Here is an 18,579-nt window from a genome sequence, read left to right on the forward strand (position 1 = left end):
CCCCCTGGAATGGCGCCGGAAGGAGGGAAGTCTGCCCGCAGGGCAGACCCAAGCCAGGAGCAATGGCTTTTGGTTACTTTTGGCCGAAACCAAAAGTAACCCGCCGTAAAGGCGGAAAGGTGACTCAAGGGCGCAGATGCAGCGACGGGTGTACCCGCTCCAGATAGCCTGCTATTCGCGAGCAAGCTCCAACGGTCTAACTGACCAGTATTTCTCCTAAAGGGGGTAGCCCAGCACCTGTCTGATAGTCGGCAGGTTGCGCTCGATCCAGCGCGGGTCGATCGCTCCCCAGTCGCGAATGCGGTAATCACCGGCATGGTTGCGCGCGCCGTCGCGCTGCTCGAATTCACAGACGATATCCAGGTCAGCCAATGCGGCAATGGTGTCCTGGGCGGTGCGCCGCGGCATGCCGGTCAGTTCGGTGAGCGCCGGCACGCTGCTGGCCTGCCCGCTGTCGATCAGCCAGGCCACGTAGAGACGGCGATAAAAACTGCTCTTGGTCTTGCTCACTTCCATGAAAGGCTCTCGCTTCAGGCCGCCTGCAGGTCGCGCCAGGTCAGGTAGACACGCAGGTCGAATTCCAGTTGGTGATAACCGGGCAACATGTGCTCACAGAGCTTGTAGAACGCCTTGTTGTGCTCGGTTTCCTTGAAGTGCGCCAGCTCGTGGACAACGATCATGTTGAGGAACTCCGGGGCCGCTTCCTTGAACAGCGAGGCCACGCGGATCTCCTTGCTGGCCTTGAGCCTGGCCCCCTGCACCCGCGACACCGTCGTGTGCAGGCCGAGCGCACGATGGGTCAGGTCGAGGCGATTGTCGAACAGCACCTTGTCGATGGCCGGGGCGTTGCGCAGGTACTGGTTCTTCAGCTCCAGCGCATAGGCGTACAGGGCCTTGTCGCTCTGTACCGCATGCCGAGCGGGGTAACGCTGCTGCAGGTAATCGCCCAGGCGCTGCTGGGCGATCAGCTGGCGAACCTGCTCCTGCAAGGCCGCCGGATAGGCCTGCAGGTATTTCAACGGTGCTTGACTGGAAGCGCTCATCGGGGCCGTCGCGAGTCGGAATGAGCCCGGCAGTCTACACCATCGGCGTCAGCGCGGCCGGGAGGGTTCGCTCAGGTTCCAGGCGTGCAGGTCCATGCGCCGCGGCTGGTCTTGGGCCTGCGCGGCACTCAGCGGCGCGGCCAGCAAGGCGCCTTGCAGCAGGTGGCAACCCTGCTCGACCAACCAGCGCAGCTGCTCGACGCGCGTCACGCCATCGGCAACCACCAGAATGTTCAGGCGATGCGCCAGCTCGATGACACTGCTTGCCATGGCCATGTCCCGCGGGCAATCGAGCAGGGTTTCGATGAAGTGCCGATCGAACTTGAGGGTATCCAGTTCCAGATTGCGCAGGTGCGCCAGCGAGCAATCACCGGCACCAAAATCGTCCAGCGATACCCGCACCCCGATGTCATGCAACTGCTGCAGTTGTCGGCGACTGTGGTTGAGGTTGTGCACCAGTGCCGTTTCGCTGATTTCCACTTCCAGCTGGCCCGGCGCGATACCGTGGCGCTGCATCGCAGCTTGCAGTTCGGTCGCCAGGCTGGGCAGGCAGAACTGCGAGGCACTGATTCCCACGCTCATGACCAGGTCGGCGTCGAAGACGCCGTTCCAGCGGTGCCGCTGTTCGGTACTCTGGTCGAACATCCAGTCGCCAAGGCGATTGATCAGCCGGGTTTCCTCCAGCAGCGGCATGAACAGGTCACGCGGCACATCGCCCACCAGCGGATGCTGCCAGTGCAGGATCGCCTCAAAACCGCGCAGGCGGCCATCGACGGCATACACCTGGGGCTGGTAGATGACCGAGAACTGCTGGTCTTTGATGGCGCTGCGTATGCCCTCCTCCAGCATCAACCGTGAGCGTGCACGGCCATTCATGCTCTGGTCATAGAAGCGATATTGCTGACGCCCGGCACGCTTGGCTTCGTACATGGCGGTGTCGGCCACCCGCAGCAGGTCGTCGAGCTGGGCACCGCAGGCTGGGTGGGTGGAAATGCCGATGCTCACCCCCAGGGTCACGTCCACACCGTCCACATGGCGGCGCACCGACACGCGCTCGATGAGTTTCTCGGCCACCTTGGCCGCCTGCTCGGCGTGCTCCAGGCCTTCGATGACCACCACGAACTCGTCACCGCCGATGCGCGCCAGCACGTCGTAGGGGCGCATGCATTCACGCAATTGCCCGGCCACCCAGAGCAGCACCTGGTCACCGGATTCGTGCCCCAGCGAATCGTTGATGCGCTTGAAGCCGTCCAGGTCCAGATACAGCACCGCCAGGCATTTGCCGGCCCGCTCGTTGCGCGGCAGCATGCTGTCCACGGCCTTGAACAAACCACGACGATTGAGCAGGCCGGTCAGTGCATCGGTGACCGCCTGTTGTTCCAGCTGGCGGTAGAGATCGCGCTCGACGGACATGTCGAGAATGCTCAGCACCATGCCTTTCTGCTCGGTCGGCAGGGGAGCACAGGAAAACGCCACAGGCAACTGGCCGCCGGTGCGGGTCAGCAGGGTCGCGTCATGCACACGCCAGGTTTCGCCGCGTCGGTAATGGGTATGAAAGCCTGACTCCAGCCAGTGCCCGGCCTTGGGATAGCTGAAATGATCGAGCAGCGCAGAGCCATCCAGGGCGCTCTCGGCCAGGTCGAGCAAACGGCAGATGGCCGGATTGGCGAAGCGGATGCTGCCCTGCTCGTCGACCACCAGGATGCCTTCGGCGACGTTGGACAGCACCGAGGCGTTGAACGCGCGCGCGGCGTCCAGCTCCTGGGTCAGTTTCTGCAGGGCGCGGCGATTACGCTGCTGCTCCAGCAGGGCCTGCACCTTGGGCCTGAGCACGTGGGGGTCGAAGGGCTTGAACAGGTAATCGGTGGCGCCGTTGGCATAGCCGCGATGCACCGCTTCCTGGCTCTGCTCGTTGGCGGTCAGAAAGATGATGGGCGTCAGGCGCGTGCGCTGGCTGCCCCGCATCAGGCGAGCGACTTCGAAGCCATCCATGCCGGGCATCTGTACGTCCAGCAGCACCAGGTCGACTTCGCGCTCCAGCAGCACGTTGAGCGCCTCGAAACCCGAGCTGGCGGTCACGATGCACCAATCGGCGCGCTGCAGGACCGCCTGCATCGTCACGAGGTTTTCAGGGTAATCATCGACGACCAGTAATACCGCATTGCCGTCATTAGCATTGGTATTCGCGCATTCCATGCTGCTTCTCTTGTTAAGCGACTGCCTGACGCCAACACCGTGTCATCACAGTGACACCACTGTAGCCCTGCGTATTCGAAAGCGTAAGGCGGGAAGCTGATTGCCATCACGAAACCGAGATTTTGCCGACTAACGGTAGCGTTCGTTCAGCCCTTCAATCTCCGGCGCTTAGGACAAATTGAAATCATTTTGATTCCAAACTTTGCTTAATTCGGCGCTAACAAGTTTGCTTATTATTCGTATATAACTCCGCTTCATCTCTCCGGAATCGATTCTGCACCGGAGATATCAGTCACTTGCGGAACAAAGCGGATGATCGACCTCGGTTCATGGAATCTCAGCATTCCTGTGGGCTCACCCCCCAAAACCATCGAAACCCAGCAACTGAAACAGGGCTACGACGGCAAGTACTTCGAGTCACACAGCGACCGGATCTTTTTCTGGGCCCCCGTGACCGGCACCAAGACCGACAATGCCAAATTCCCGCGTAGCGAACTGCGCGAAACCTGGTCCGACGGCACGCCTCACAACTGGCTGTTCCCCGAAGCGGACAACTTCCTCTACGCCACCCTGACGGTCAACCAGGTCCCCTCCAGTGGCAGGATCGTCATTGGCCAGATCCATACCAAAGACAGCGACCGCCCCATGCTCAAGGTCGAATACCAGTACAAGGACGCCACCAAGACCGGCAACATCGTTGCCAAGGTGCGCCAGCGCTTCGAAGACAAGGAAGCGCGGATCATCACCCTCCTGGAAGGCGTGGCGCTCGAAGAACGCTTCAGGTACATCATCCACCTCAGCCGCGGCGGCGAATTGAGCGTCAGCGTCAAGGACAGCAACTGGCGGACTTCGGTGGGTGCCAGTTGGCGCGACAAGCCCCTGTACTTCAAGGCGGGCGTCTACACCCAGGACAATACCGGCTACACCAGCGAAGGCGGCAAGGCGACCTTCTATCGCCTGGATATCGACCACAACAAATGAAAACGGCCCGCATGCCAGGCAGGCATGCGGGCCGCTTCAGGTCAGCCAGGTACTCAGCGCACCGCGTCTTTGTAAGACTTGTCGGCAGTGTCGAAACGCGCTTGCATCGCCGCCGAGGGCTTCTGGCCCAGCAGACTGAACACCACGATGGCGATACTGGCGAAGATAAAGCCCGGCACGATCTCGTACAGGCCGAAGCTGGTGAACTGCTTCCACAGCACGACGGTAACCGCACCGACCACCACGCCGGCCAACGCACCATTGCGGGTCATGCCCTTCCACAGCAGCGAGATCAACACCACCGGGCCAAAGGCCGCACCGAAGCCGGCCCAGGCGTAGCTGACCAGACCGAGCACACGGTTGTTCGGGTTAGCGGCCAGGAAAATGGCCACCACTGCCACCAGCAGCACCATGGCCCGACCGACCCAGACCAGCTCCTTCTGCGTGGCGCCCTTGCGCAGGTAGGCCTTGTAGAAATCTTCGGTGAGCGCGCTGGAGCACACCAGCAGCTGGCAGCTCAGGGTACTCATCACCGCCGCAAGAATCGCCGACAGCAGCACGCCCGCCACCCAAGGGTTGAACAGCAGCTTGGACAACTCGATGAACACCCGCTCCGGGTTTTCCGTCACTGGGCCGGCGACATCAGGGTTGGCCGAGAAATAGGCGATACCGAAGAAGCCCACGGCCACCGCGCCGCCCAGGCACAGGATCATCCAGGTCATGGAGATGCGTCGGGCGTTGGCGATCGACTTGGCCGAGTCGGCGGCCATGAAGCGCGCCAGGATATGCGGCTGGCCGAAATAGCCCAGGCCCCAGGCCAGCAGGGAGATCACACCGATGAAGGTGGTGCCCTTGAACATGTCGAAGCTGCCCGGTACCTGCGCCTCAATGGCCAGGAACGTCGGGTCGACGCCGCCAGTGGCCAGCAACACGAAGATCGGTGTGAGGATCAGCGCGAAGATCATCAGCGAGGCCTGCACGGTGTCCGTCCAGCTCACTGCCAGGAAGCCACCGACGAAGGTGTAGGCGATGGTCGCCGCAGCGCCGGCCCACAGCGCCGTTTCATAGGACATGCCGAAGGTGCTTTCGAACAGGCGCGCACCGGCGACGATGCCCGAGGCGCAATAAATGGTGAAGAAAACCAGAATCACCACTGCCGAGATGATACGCAGTACCCCACTGCGATCTTCGAAACGGCTGGAGAAGTAGTCCGGCAGGGTCAGGGCGTCACCGTTGTACTCGGTGTGCACGCGCAGGCGCCCGGCGACGAACAGCCAGTTCAGATAGGCACCAGCGATCAGGCCGATGGCGATCCAGCTTTCCGACAGGCCGGAAACGAAAATCGCCCCTGGCAGGCCCATCAGCAGCCAGCCGCTCATGTCCGAGGCACCTGCCGACAGCGCCGTGACCAGGCTGCCGAGGCTGCGCCCGCCGAGGATGTAGTCAGAGAAATTATTGGTCGAGCGATAGGCCATGAAACCGATCAGGACCATGGCCGCGATATAGACCACGAAGGTGATCAGGGTGGGATTGAAGAAACTCATATGTCTGCCTTGGTGTTGTTGTTATTCAGCGCCCGGGGAAGCCGCCAAGGACTCACCAAAACAGCCCGTCCCCGGACACCTCGCTGACCTCGGCCCCCGAAAGGGGCTGTCGGTTGCACCGCTGGGCAGGCATCCTAGACAACAACGCCAAACAGGTGCAACCGCTTTCAGATGGCAGTTGTACCTCTGCGTGACACCGTTCTCGAAACGAAAGCGCACCGCAGCAGTGCAAAACCCCGCAAAATTCGGCTTCGAGCGCCCGCAATCAGGCATTTTTCCGTGAACCCGACGACCGACCGAAAGCGGGTGGGCCTGGCACGAAAATTTAGGTTGCACCTGGTTGCACCTTGGGCGACTCACAGCTAATCTGCTGCCCACGACCGGATGCCACATCCACGATGGCGATAATGAGGACAAGACATGGCCACCACCACTTTGGGCGTCAAGCTCGACGAGCAGACCCGCGAACGCCTGAAAAGCGCTGCACAGGGCATTGATCGCACCCCGCACTGGGTGATCAAGCAGGCGATCTTCAATTACCTCGAACGGCTCGAAAGTGGTGCCCCCCTGCTGGAACTCAACGGCCACGACGCCCGCGAGGGCGATGAACGCGTCGATGCACCGGCCGACACCGGTTACCAGCCGTTCCTCGACTTCGCCGAGAGCATTCTGCCGCAATCGGTGCTGCGCGCCGCCATCACCTCGGCCTACCGCCGCCCTGAACAGGAAGTGGTGCCCATGCTGCTGGAGCAGGCGCGCCTGCCCGCCCCGCAAGCCGAAGCCACCCACAAACTGGCCGCCAGCATCGCCGACAAGCTGCGCCACCAGAAAAGCGCCGGTGGCCGCGCCGGCATCGTCCAGGGCCTGCTGCAGGAATTCTCGCTGTCGTCGCAGGAAGGCGTGGCGCTGATGTGCCTGGCCGAAGCCCTGCTGCGCATCCCGGACAAAGGCACCCGCGACGCGCTGATCCGCGACAAGATCAGCACCGGCAACTGGCAGCCGCACCTGGGCAACAGCCCGTCGCTGTTCGTCAACGCCGCGACCTGGGGCCTGCTGCTGACCGGCAAGCTGGTCTCGACCCACAACGAAACCGGTCTGACCTCCTCGCTGAGCCGCATCATCGGCAAGAGCGGCGAACCGATGATCCGCAAGGGTGTGGACATGGCCATGCGCCTGATGGGCGAGCAGTTCGTCACCGGCGAAACCATCGGCGAGGCCCTGGCCAACGCCGCCAAGTTCGAGAGCAAGGGCTTCCGCTACTCCTACGACATGCTCGGCGAAGCCGCGCTGACCGAACACGACGCGCAGAAGTACCTGGCCTCCTACGAGCAGGCCATCCACTCCATCGGCAAGGCCTCCCATGGCCGGGGCATCTATGAAGGCCCGGGCATTTCCATCAAGCTCTCGGCCCTGCATCCGCGCTACAGCCGCGCCCAGTACGAGCGAGTGATGGACGAGCTGTACCCGCGCCTGCTGTCGCTGACCCTGCTGGCCAAGCAATACGACATCGGCCTGAACATCGACGCCGAAGAGGCCGACCGCCTGGAGCTGTCGCTGGACCTGCTCGAACGCCTGTGCTTCGAGCCGCAACTGGCCGGCTGGAACGGCATCGGCTTCGTCATCCAGGCTTACCAGAAGCGCTGCCCGTACGTGATCGACTACGTCATCGACCTGGCCCGCCGCAGCCGCCATCGCCTGATGATCCGCCTGGTGAAAGGCGCCTACTGGGACAGCGAGATCAAGCGCGCCCAACTCGACGGCCTGGAAGGCTACCCGGTATACACCCGCAAGGTGTACACCGACGTGTCCTATATCGCGTGTGCGCGCAAGCTGCTCGCCGCGCCGGAGGTCATCTACCCGCAGTTCGCGACCCACAACGCCCACACCCTGGCGGCCATCTACCACATCGCCGGGCAGAACTATTACCCCGGCCAGTACGAATTCCAGTGCCTGCACGGCATGGGCGAGCCGCTCTACGAGCAAGTAGTGGGCAAGGTCGCCGACGGCAAGCTGAACCGCCCGTGCCGGGTGTACGCGCCAGTGGGCACCCACGAAACCCTGCTGGCCTATCTGGTACGCCGCCTGCTGGAGAACGGCGCCAACACCTCGTTCGTCAACCGCATCGCCGACCAATCGATTTCCATCCAGGAACTGGTCGCCGACCCGGTCACCAGCATCGAGCGCATGGCCACCCAGGAAGGCCAGTGCGGCCTGCCACACCCGCGTATCCCGCTGCCGCGCGAGCTGTATGGCCGCGAGCGGGCCAACTCCAGCGGCATCGACATGGCCAACGAGCATCGCCTGGCGTCGCTGTCCTCGGCGCTGCTGACCAGCGCCAACCATCAGTGGCAAGCCGCTCCGCTGCTCGGTTGCCCGGCCAGCCAGGAAACTCCGCAGGCAGTACTCAACCCTTCCGACCACCGCGACGTGGTGGGTCATGTGCAAGAGGCCACCCTGGCCGACGTCAACGGCGCCATCCAATGCGCCATGAGCGCCGGGCCGATCTGGCAGGCCACGCCGCCGGGTGAGCGCGCCGCGATCCTGGAGCGTGCCGCCGACCTGATGGAAAGCGAGATCCAGCCACTGATGGGCCTGCTGGTGCGCGAGGCTGGCAAGACTTACCTCAATGCCATCGCCGAAGTGCGCGAGGCGGTGGACTTCCTGCGTTACTACGCGGTGCAGGCACGCAACGAATTCAGCAACGACAGCCACCGTCCGCTCGGCCCGGTGGTGTGTATCAGCCCGTGGAACTTCCCACTGGCCATTTTCAGCGGCCAGGTGGCCGCCGCCCTGGCCGCCGGCAACCCGGTGCTGGCCAAGCCAGCCGAACAGACCCCGCTGGTCGCCGCCCAGGCGGTGCGTATCCTGCTCGAAGCGGGCATTCCGGAAGGCGCCCTGCAACTGCTGCCCGGCCGCGGTGAAAGCGTCGGCGCCGGGCTGGTGGGCGACGAGCGCGTGAAGGGCGTGATGTTCACCGGTTCCACCGAAGTGGCGCGCCTGCTGCAACGCAATGTCGCCGGTCGCCTGGACGCCCAGGGCCGACCGATCCCGTTGATCGCCGAAACCGGCGGCCAGAACGCCATGATCGTCGATTCCTCGGCACTCACTGAACAAGTCGTCATCGATGTGGTGTCCTCGGCCTTCGACAGCGCCGGCCAGCGCTGCTCGGCACTGCGCGTGCTGTGCCTGCAGGAAGACTCCGCCGACCGCGTGATCGAAATGCTCAAGGGCGCCATGGCCGAGAGCCGCCTGGGTAACCCCGAGCGCCTGGCCGTGGACATCGGCCCGGTGATCGACGCCGAGGCCAAGGCCGGTATCGAAAAGCACATCCAGACCATGCGCGACAAAGGCCGTGCCGTATACCAGATGGCCCTGGCCGACACCGACGAGATCAAGCGTGGCACCTTCGTGATGCCCACCCTGATCGAACTGGAAAGCTTCGATGAGCTGCAACGCGAGATCTTCGGTCCGGTGCTGCACGTGGTGCGCTATGCCCGCAAGGACCTCGACGCGCTGATCGGCCAGATAAACGCCTCGGGCTATGGCCTGACCCTCGGTGTACACACGCGCATCGACGAGACCATCGCCAAGGTCATCGACAAGGCGCATGCCGGCAACCTCTACGTGAACCGCAACATCGTCGGCGCCGTGGTCGGCGTACAGCCGTTCGGCGGCGAAGGTCTGTCCGGCACCGGCCCGAAAGCCGGTGGCCCGCTGTACCTGTACCGCCTGCTCAGCACCCGCCCACAGGAGGCCATCGCCCGCTCGTTCGCCGGAGCCGATGCCGGCAGCGCGCCGGACACCCGCCTGCATGAAGCGCTGCTCAAGCCGCTGGAAGCCTTCAAGGCCTGGGCGGCCAGCCAGCAGCGCGAGGAGCTGGTGCAACTGAGCGACAGCTTCGCCGCGCAATCGCAGAGCGGCATCAGCCGCACCCTGGCCGGGCCGACCGGCGAGCGCAACAGCTACACCATCCTGCCGCGCGAGCAGGTGCTGTGCCTGGCCGACGACGAAGGCGACCTGCTCGCGCAACTGACTGCGGTGCTGGCGGTGGGCAGTCGTGCGCTGTGGCTGGACGGCGAGCCAGGGCGCTCGCTGCACAAGCGCCTGCCTCGCGAAGTCCAGGCCCGCGTGCAACTGGTCAATGACTGGCAGCGTGACGAGGTGAGCTTCGATGCCGTGCTGCACCACGGCGACAGCGACCAACTGCGCGCGATCTGCGAGCAGGTTGCGCAACGCAGCGGTGCCATCGTCGGCGTCCATGGCCTCGCCTACGGCGACACCGGCATTGCCCTGGAGCGCCTGGTCATCGAACGCGCACTGAGCGTCAACACCGCCGCCGCCGGTGGCAACGCCAGCCTGATGACCATCGGCTGATACCGCGCCACCCCACCGGCCGCTGGCGACAGCGGCCGGTTCTCATTCATGCCCTGGGCTGGCCGCCGGCGTTTGCGGCAACGGGAAGAAGCGCTCGACCAGGCGCTTGCCCTGCTCCCCGAGCCTGGCTGCGTATTGCGCGCGGCTGAACGGCTCGCCGGTACGCATTTCGAACAACCGTACGTCACTGGAAGGCCTCGGAATTTCCTGCATCCGCACGCGAATGAAGCGATAGGCGGCACCGCTGATTTCACGTATATCGCGTACCTGAAAGTAGTGCCCTGGTGCGAACAGGGATTCTGCCTCCTCTTCCTCCTCCGAAAACGGCGCGACAGGTGTGGCGTTGAGGTACTGCTCGGCGAGGATTTCGAAGACGATGGACGAGTCGTCGAAGGTGACCGCGCCATCGTAGCCATACGACGGCGCCCCCGCCTGGCTGCTGGCGAAGGACCGTGCCACATAGGGGTTTTCCGAGAACGAAGTAAAGTCCGTGTTGACCAGCACGTCGCCTGCCTTGATATGCCCCTGGCGGAAATTCAGCCCCGAGGTGCCCCGTGCGCCGCTGCCACCGCGATACAGCGTGGCATGGTTGTCATGGCCGATGGCCCGCAGGTCGTCGGCCAGTTCCTCGATCATCTCCACCTGGTTGGTAATGCTCGGCTTGCCGGTGCGCAGGTACTGGTTGAACTCTTCTTCACGCTGCGAGTAACGATTCACCCGGCCACCGTAATAACGGCCCGCCGGGGTCTTGAACACACGATATTCGTCACCCCAGGCGTCAACCACCACCTGGTCGCCCTCGCTGTCGACGCTGAGTTCGTCTTCAGGCGCCATCTCGTGCACGTTGATCACTGCCTTCTGCCTTGCCAGGGCCATCTCCGATAAACGCTCCTCCTCTTCGAGGTCGAAGCGCATGTGCACATCCCAGAACTCCGAACCGACCGTCGGGTAGCCCGTCGCCTGCGACGGACCGGCCAACGGACCGGCGCTTGCGCCCTCCATGCCACCGGCGAGCTTCAGAGACGGCAGCGCCTGCCACTGCCCCTGGGCATCGAGCCGCACCGGCGTGGCCCCTTCGAAGGAGAAGGGATTGAGCGGGTCGACGGCCAGCCAAGTGTTGAGCGACGAACTGAAACGCACGCGGCGGGGCGTTTCTCCCAGCATGATCCAGGTCTCGCCGCTGGCCGTGCGTTCAATGCCCTGCATGGGCACGTCGCCGCTGCTGGAGGTGCCGAGTTCCTGCAGGGGGATCCACTCGCCGTCTGGGCTTGCCAGCTCGCTTGACGGTCGGGGTGCCAGGGCGCGTCTCAGCGCCGGCAGGGTATCGACCAACAACGGCAGGCTGAACAGTACGAAGATCGCATTGCACACGGCACCGATCACGCCGGCCTTGCGTTGCCGGGAGTCGACGCCATTGACTGCCTGGTCGATGTTCAGCCCGAGATTGCCCAGCCCGGCACCGATAAGGCTCAGCGCCAGCGGCCAGGACGCCACCGTCATGGGGCCGAACACGCGGATCAGCGCATTCAGGTAACCGATCCACATCTGCTTGCGCAGGCTGGCATTGGAGGTCAGCGCCTGCGTCACGCTGTGCATTTCCCGCTGGGCCAGGTCTCGCCAGTGCTCGAAGACATCACCGAGAATGACCCGGTCGGCCTGGTTGAGCAGCCCCAGCGCCTCGGGGTCGGCGATGTGGTTGGTGTCAGGGCCCGAGGCCGCATCGCGTAGGCGGTCCAGCATTGCAGCCAGCTCGCTGGCGCGCTCCTGGGTCACTTCGGGCCCGCTTAGGAACAGCGCACTGAAGGCCTGGCGCGAAGGTTCATCACTCAAGCAACCACGCACCCAGGCAAATAGCTCGGCTTCGGTAGCGAACACGTGGAACGCGGCCTCGCTGCCAGCCACGTAGAGAATCTGCCGTCCGGCACCGTCGACGACGCGGATGATATGGCTCGACTCCAGCCCGCCGATATCGAAGCTGCGCACGCTGAGCGCCGGTGTCCCGTTCAGGGAGGCACCCGTCGTGGCATTCGCCGAAGGCGTTGGCACGCCGCTGATCGCCTGGTCGAACAGGGCCAGGTCGCCAGGCGACAGCTGGCCGTTGCGCACCGCGAGCGCACCAGACGCCTTGCAGCCGACGCGGGCCAGTATCAGGAAGGTCTGTGCGTGGGTGCTCCAGAAGTGCTCCACACGCTGGCGAAACACTTGGGCGAAATCGTCTGCCCAGAGACGCTGCAGCACCTGTTGCGGCAACAGCCGCACTTCGTTGCGCTCATCGAAATGGCCATGCCCAGGCCCGTCGACATAGAAGCCGCCATACATCTGCAACTCATCGCTGGCATCCTGATCCCGGGCGTTGAAGCGGTGCATCACCAGTTCGACCAGGGTCATCGACTCCACCGGCGTGCCGGTGTGCGCCCAACCGTTGTAGGTGCGCGAGCTGCTGACCGCCGTGGCGAAGCGATGCCACCAGACCTTGTCCGGATCGGCCTGGCTGCCGGCCAGCTCCTGCAACAGTTTGCGGGCCTGCGCCCAGGCCTGGCCATGGACGTCGGGATAGTCCTGGATGAATTGCCGGGCCTTTTGCCTGAGCAGCCGCTGCTCGGACTGATAACGGCGCTGCTGCGCCCCTGCGATGAACTCTGCCGAATGCGGCATGACGGACTCCTTGATCGAGAAAGCCATGCAGCTGATCAGGGACACCGATACCCCGTGCGGTAGTTAGTTATGGCATAACTGTTTCATACGAATGAAAGTTGTTTCAGCCTTCCTGTCCGACAAGGCTTTGACAGCCAGGCAATTCAACGGGTTAAATCCCTTGGCACGCTCGCTGCATAAGTAACATTTCCTACGCAAAGCGAAGCCCGATTCTTACAGTCATGGAGTACTGCCCTTGGATGCATCGACCATCAACAGCCTGTTCCTGATCGGCGCGGTGTTGGTCGGGGCCAGCATCCTGGTCAGTTCGCTGTCTTCGCGGCTGGGCATTCCGATCCTGGTCATCATCCTCGCCGTCGGCATGGTCGCTGGCGTCGACGGTGGCGGCATCATTTTCGACAACTACGCCGCCGCCTACCTGGTCGGCAACCTGGCGCTGGCGGTGATCCTCCTCGACGGCGGTCTGCGCACCCGGGTCGCCAGTTTCCGCGTGGCGCTGTGGCCGGCCCTGTCGCTGGCCACCGTCGGCGTGTTGATCACCACGGCCTTGACCGGCATGGTGGCCGCCTGGCTGTTCAACCTGAACCTCATGCAGGGCCTGTTGATCGGCGCCATCGTCGGCTCCACCGACGCCGCGGCGGTGTTCTCGCTGCTGGGCGGCAAGGGCCTCAACGAGCGGGTCACCGCCAGCCTGGAGATCGAGTCGGGCAGCAACGACCCCATGGCCGTGTTCCTCACCGTCACCCTGATCGGCATGCTCGCCAGCGGCCAGACCGGCCTGCACTGGAGCCTGCTCGGGCACCTGATCCAGGAGTTCGGCATCGGCACCCTGATGGGCTTGGGCAGTGGCTGGCTGATGCTGCAACTGGTCAACCGTATCAACCTGACCGCGGGCCTGTACCCGATTCTGGTGATCGCCGGGGGCACGGCGGTATTCGCCCTGACCAACGCCATCCACGGCAGCGGTTTCCTGGCCATCTACCTGTTCGGCCTGGTACTGGGCAACCGCCCGATCCGCAGCCGCCATGGCATCCTGCACATGCTCGATGGCATGGCCTGGCTGGCGCAGATCGGCATGTTCCTGGTTCTCGGTTTGCTGGTCACCCCGCACGACCTGCTGCCCATCGCCATTCCAGCCCTGGGCCTGGCGCTGTGGATGATCCTGGTGGCACGCCCCCTGTCGGTCATGGTCGGCCTGCTGCCGTTCAAGGCCTTCCATGGTCGGGAAAAGGCCTTCATCGCCTGGGTCGGCCTGCGTGGCGCAGTACCGATCATCCTGGCGGTGTTCCCGCTGATGGCCGGGCTGCCCAATGCCCAGCTGTACTTCAACCTGGCGTTCTTCATCGTGCTCATCTCGCTGCTGCTGCAAGGCACCAGCCTGCCGTGGATGGCCAAGCTGCTGAAGGTCACGGTGCCGCCAGACCCGGCGCCGATTTCCCGCTCGGCGCTGGAAGTCCACGTCACCAGTGAATGGGAGCTGTTCGTCTACCGCCTGGGCGCGGAAAAGTGGTGCATCGGCGCCGCCCTGCGCGAACTGAAGATGCCCGAGGGCACGCGTATCGCCGCGCTGTTCCGTGGCAAACAACTGCTGCACCCGTCCGGCAGTACCACCCTGGAGGTCGGTGACCTGCTCTGCGTGATCGGTCACGAACATGACCTGCCGGCCCTCGGCAAGCTGTTCAGCCAGGCCCCTCAACGCGGCCAGGACCTGCGTTTCTTCGGCGATTTCGTGCTGGAAGGCGATGCCCAGCTCGGCGCGGTGGCCGCCCTGTACGGCCTGAACCTCGACGGTCTGGACCCGAACATGCCGTTGGCCCAGTTCATCGTGCAGAAGAACCGCGGCGCAGTGATCGTCGGCGACCAGATCGAGTGGAACGGCACGTTGTGGACCGTCGCTTCGACAGAAGGGAACAGGATCCTCAAGGTCGGGGTCAAATTCCCCGAAGGCGCACGCCCGGGTCCGGGCCTGTTCCTCTAGGTTTTGTACGAAAAGTGCCTGCGCTCGGCCATGCTGCGTTAAAAACAGGCTGGATCGCCAGCCCGGTCGGAATGCTCATTTACTCCAGTAAAGTCGCCCGCGACTCCGAGCGTTCCTCGCCTGTTTTTGCCTTGCCTGACCTTCGCTCGCCAACTTTTCGTACGAAACCTAAGACGAGCTGAAAACGGCGACACCCGCACGCTTTGCAGACCTCGTCGATTAAATCGCCTGTTTGCCAGTGCCCCCTGCCGGGGGCATTGTTTTAAACTGCGCGCCTGTCCGTTTCTGCAAGCGATCGGTGTCTATGTCTTCCTTGCGCACCTTCCTGGCCGCCGCCCTGCTCGGCCTTTGCCTGACCACTTCCTGCGCGGCGCTGGCCGCCGACCCGCCCAACCGCGACAGCGTCCAGCAGAGCCTGGACAAGATCGCCGACCGCAAGCTGTCCGACGCCGACCAGAAGGCGCTGCAACAGGTGCTGGAGCAGACCCTGGGCTTTCTCGACAGCAAGGACGACAGCGAGCAGAAGCTCGCCGCGCTCAAGCAGCAGCTGGACCGCGCGCCGCGGCAGATCATCGACAACCAGCGCGAACTCGATCGCCTGAAGAACAGCAAGGTGATTCCGGTCGCCCAGCGCTACGCCAACCTCGACGTGCCGCAGCTCGAACAGCTGCTCAGCGACCGCAGTACCCAGCAGAGCGACCAGCAGAAGGCGCTCAACGACGCCAGCAACCTGATCCTCACCGCCCAGACCCGCCCTGAACGCGCCCAGGCGGAAATCTCCAGCAACCAGACACGCATCCAGCAGCTCAACACCCTGCTCAAGAACGGCAAGGACGGCGGCAAGCCGCTCAGCGGCGACCAGCGCAACCTGTACAACGCCGAGATCGCCGCACTCAGCGCCCTCAACCAGCTGCGCCGCCAGGAGCTGGCCGGCAACAGTCAGTTGCAGGACCTGGGCAACAGCCAGCACGACTTGCTGAACGAGAAGGTGCAGCGCCAGGACCAGGAAATCCAGGACCTGCAGACCCTGATCAATGACAAGCGTCGCGCGCAGTCGCAGAAGACCGTCGAAGACCTGGCCAGGGAAGCGCAGAAGACCGGTGGCAGCAGCGTGCTGGCCAGCGAAAGCGCTGCCAACCTGAAACTCTCCGACTACCTGCTGCGCGGCACCGAACGCCTCAACGAACTGACCCAGAGCAACCTGCAGACCAAGCAGCAGCTGGACAACCTGACCCAGACCGACCAGGCCCTGGACGAGCAGATCAACGTGCTCAGCGGCAGCCTGCTGCTGTCGAAGATCCTCTACAAACAAAAGCAGTCGCTGCCGCATCTGCAGGTGGACAAGAACCTCGCTGACGAAATCGCCGACATCCGCCTGTACCAGTTCGAGGTCAACCAGCAGCGCGAACAGATGAGCACGCCGCTCGACTACGTGGAAAAGCTGCTGGCCAGCCAGCCCAGCGAACAAGTCACCCCGGCCCTGCGGCGCACCCTGATGGACCTGGCAGTGACCCGCAGCGACCTGCTCGAACGCCTCAACCGACTGCTGGCCGCGCTGCTCAACGAATCGATCAACCTGCAGCTCAACCAGAAGCAACTGATCAGCACCGCCATCAGCCTGCGCGCCACCCTCGACGAGCAGATGTTCTGGATCCCCAGCAACAAGCCGCTGGACGCCGAGTGGTTCCAGGGCATCTGGCCGCGCCTGAAGAAGCAGGTCTCCACCCTGCCCTGGGCGTCGAGCTTCAGCGAACTGCTCGACGGCCTGGTGCAGCGGCCCCTGGTGTTCCTGCCGCTGCTGCTGACCATCGGCCTGCTCACCTGGCGGCGCAAGGCCCTGTACGAAAAGCTCAACCAGTTGCATGCCGACATCGGCCACTTCCGCCGCGACAACCAGTGGAAGACCCCGGCGGCGCTGCTGATCAACGTGCTGCTGGCGATGCCGGTGGCGCTGACCCTGGCCTCGTGCGGCTATGCCTTGCAGATCGACGCCCGTGGACAGAACGCCAACCTCGGCGTGGCCCTGCAGGAAATCGGCCTGACCTGGCTGATGTTCTACACCGCCTACCGGATCCTCGCCCCGGACGGCGTCGCCCAGCTGCACTTTCGCTGGGAGCCATCACAAGTAGAGTTCCTGCGCGGCTGGGTGCGGCGCCTGGGGCTGGTGGTGCTGGCGCTGGTCGCCGTGGTGGCGGTGGCCGAGCACCAGCCGGCGGCGCTGGCCGACGACGTGCTGGGCATCGGCGTGGTGCTCAGCTGCTACGCGCTGATGACCCTGCTGCTGGGCCGGCTGCTGCTCTCCAGCCCTACCCATCACAACGCTTCGCTGTTTCGCAAGGCGCTGGGCATGGCCTACACCGCCATGCCGGTGGCGCTGTTCATCGCCGTGTGCTTCGGCTACTACTACACCGCCCTGAAGCTCACCGACCGGCTGATCGACACCCTTTACCTGCTGCTGTTGTGGTTGGTGGTCGAGGCAGCGTTCATCCGTGGCCTGAACGTCGCGGCCCGGCGCCTGGCCTACCAGCGCGCCCTGGCCAAGCGCCAGGCGGCGCGGGAAAACGGCGACGGCGACATACCGGTCGAAGAACCCAAGCTGGACATCGAACAGGTCAACCAGCAGTCGCTGCGCCTGATCCGCCTGGCCCTGATGGCGTTGTTCATCGGTGCCATGTACTGGGTCTGGGCCGACCTGATCACGGTGTTCTCCTACCTGGACAACGTGACCCTGTACGAATACACCAGCGGCACCGGAGCCAATATCAGCATGGTGCCGATCAGCCTGGGCGACATGCTCGGCGCGCTGGTGATCGTGGCCATCACCTTCATACTGGCGCGCAACCTGCCGGGCCTGCTGGAAGTCTTCGTGCTGTCGCGCATGAACCTCGCCCAGGGCAGCGCCTACGCCACCACCACGCTGCTGTCGTACACCATCGCCGGGGTCGGTTTCGTCAGTACCCTGTCGACCCTCGGGGTCAGCTGGGACAAGCTGCAGTGGCTGGTCGCCGCACTGTCGGTGGGCCTGGGCTTCGGTATGCAGGAGATCTTCGCCAACTTCATCTCCGGCATCATGATTCTCTTCGAACGCCCGGTGCGCATCGGCGACACCATCACCATCGGCAACCTGTCCGGCACGGTGAGCAAGATCCGCATTCGTGCCACGACCATCACCGACTTCGACCGCAAGGACATCATCGTCCCCAACAAGACCTTCATCACCGGCCAACTGATCAACTGGTCGCTGACCGACACCATCACCCGGGTCACGCTGAAACTGGGCGTGGACTACGGCTCGGACCTGGAGCTGGTGCGTAGCCTGCTGCTGCAGGCCGCCCGTGACAACCCGCGGGTGCTCAAGGAGCCGGAGCCGATCGTGTACTTCCTGAATTTCGGCGAGAGCACCCTGGACCACGAACTGCGCATGCATGTCCGCGACCTGGGCGACCGCAACCCGGTGCTCGACGAGATCAACCGCTTCATCAGCCGCGAGTTCAAGAAGCAGAAGATCAACATCTCGTTCCGGCAGATGGAGGTCTACCTGAAGAACATCCACGGCGGCGAGCTGAAGCTGGTGCCGGTCGAGCCCCCCACGCCTCAGGCCAAGGACCCGGACCCGACGCCAGCCCCCAGCCTGGACAACCCCCCCAAGGACGCCCCGGAGCCGCCGGAAACGCGACTGGACTGAATGCCAGCCTTGGCCACTGCCCAACGATGGGAGCGGCCTGGACTGCAATTCGGTTAGACCGTGGGCGAGCTTGCTCGCGAAGGCGGCGTCATGCTCACAACAAATGGGGTGACTTTGCCGACC

General features: G+C 63.9%; 9 protein-coding genes. 4 read left to right on the forward strand and 5 right to left on the reverse strand.

The annotated features are described in order from the left end of the window. Positions 1 to 216: 216 nt before the first annotated feature. Genes QZ497_RS04785 through QZ497_RS04795 form a run of 3 tightly spaced genes read right to left on the reverse strand, consistent with a single transcriptional unit; the run spans position 217 to position 3,239 of the window. Positions 217 to 516, reverse strand: coding sequence for a winged helix-turn-helix domain-containing protein (locus QZ497_RS04785; protein ID WP_295471589.1), 300 nt, complete (start codon positions 514 to 516; stop codon positions 217 to 219). Between the two features lie 14 nt (positions 517 to 530). Beyond that, on the reverse strand, positions 531 to 1,043 hold the full coding sequence (locus tag QZ497_RS04790; RefSeq protein WP_295471591.1) for a YgjP-like metallopeptidase domain-containing protein: 513 nt from the start codon (positions 1,041 to 1,043) through the stop codon (positions 531 to 533). 48 nt (positions 1,044 to 1,091) lie between these two features. After that, the gene (locus tag QZ497_RS04795) at positions 1,092 to 3,239 is read right to left on the reverse strand and encodes an EAL domain-containing protein (RefSeq protein WP_295471593.1); all 2,148 of its coding nucleotides are present in this window, start codon (positions 3,237 to 3,239) and stop codon (positions 1,092 to 1,094) included. Between the two features lie 312 nt (positions 3,240 to 3,551). Here QZ497_RS04795 and QZ497_RS04800 point away from each other — a divergent pair, with 312 nt between their 5' ends. Then, on the forward strand, positions 3,552 to 4,220 hold the full coding sequence (locus QZ497_RS04800) for a polysaccharide lyase family 7 protein (protein WP_295471595.1): 669 nt from the start codon (positions 3,552 to 3,554) through the stop codon (positions 4,218 to 4,220). A 53-nt stretch (positions 4,221 to 4,273) separates the two neighbouring features. Here QZ497_RS04800 and putP read toward each other — a convergent pair whose 3' ends face one another. After that, positions 4,274 to 5,764, reverse strand: a complete 1,491-nt coding sequence (gene putP, locus QZ497_RS04805) for a sodium/proline symporter PutP (protein ID WP_295471597.1) — start codon at positions 5,762 to 5,764, stop codon at positions 4,274 to 4,276. Between the two features lie 420 nt (positions 5,765 to 6,184). Between putP and putA the strand changes: the two genes are divergently transcribed. After that, positions 6,185 to 10,138 carry a trifunctional transcriptional regulator/proline dehydrogenase/L-glutamate gamma-semialdehyde dehydrogenase gene (gene putA, locus QZ497_RS04810; protein WP_295471599.1) on the forward strand — a complete coding sequence of 1,318 codons (3,954 nt, stop codon included), beginning with the start codon at positions 6,185 to 6,187 and terminating at the stop codon, positions 10,136 to 10,138. A 42-nt stretch (positions 10,139 to 10,180) separates the two neighbouring features. On the opposite strand, the gene QZ497_RS04815 is transcribed toward putA, so the two are convergent. After that, the gene (locus QZ497_RS04815; RefSeq protein WP_295471601.1) at positions 10,181 to 12,793 is read right to left on the reverse strand and encodes a DUF6543 domain-containing protein; all 2,613 of its coding nucleotides are present in this window, start codon (positions 12,791 to 12,793) and stop codon (positions 10,181 to 10,183) included. 235 nt (positions 12,794 to 13,028) lie between these two features. Between QZ497_RS04815 and QZ497_RS04820 the strand changes: the two genes are divergently transcribed. Together QZ497_RS04820 and mscK are read left to right on the forward strand one after the other, a co-directional pair. Beyond that, complete coding sequence (locus QZ497_RS04820) at positions 13,029 to 14,771, forward strand: potassium/proton antiporter (protein ID WP_295471603.1); 1,743 nt, start codon at positions 13,029 to 13,031, stop codon at positions 14,769 to 14,771. 304 nt (positions 14,772 to 15,075) lie between these two features. Then, complete coding sequence (mscK, locus tag QZ497_RS04825; protein ID WP_295471604.1) at positions 15,076 to 18,456, forward strand: mechanosensitive channel MscK; 3,381 nt, start codon at positions 15,076 to 15,078, stop codon at positions 18,454 to 18,456. Positions 18,457 to 18,579 lie beyond the last annotated feature (123 nt).

Source organism: uncultured Pseudomonas sp., assembly GCF_913777995.1.
Lineage (GTDB): Bacteria > Pseudomonadota > Gammaproteobacteria > Pseudomonadales > Pseudomonadaceae > Aquipseudomonas.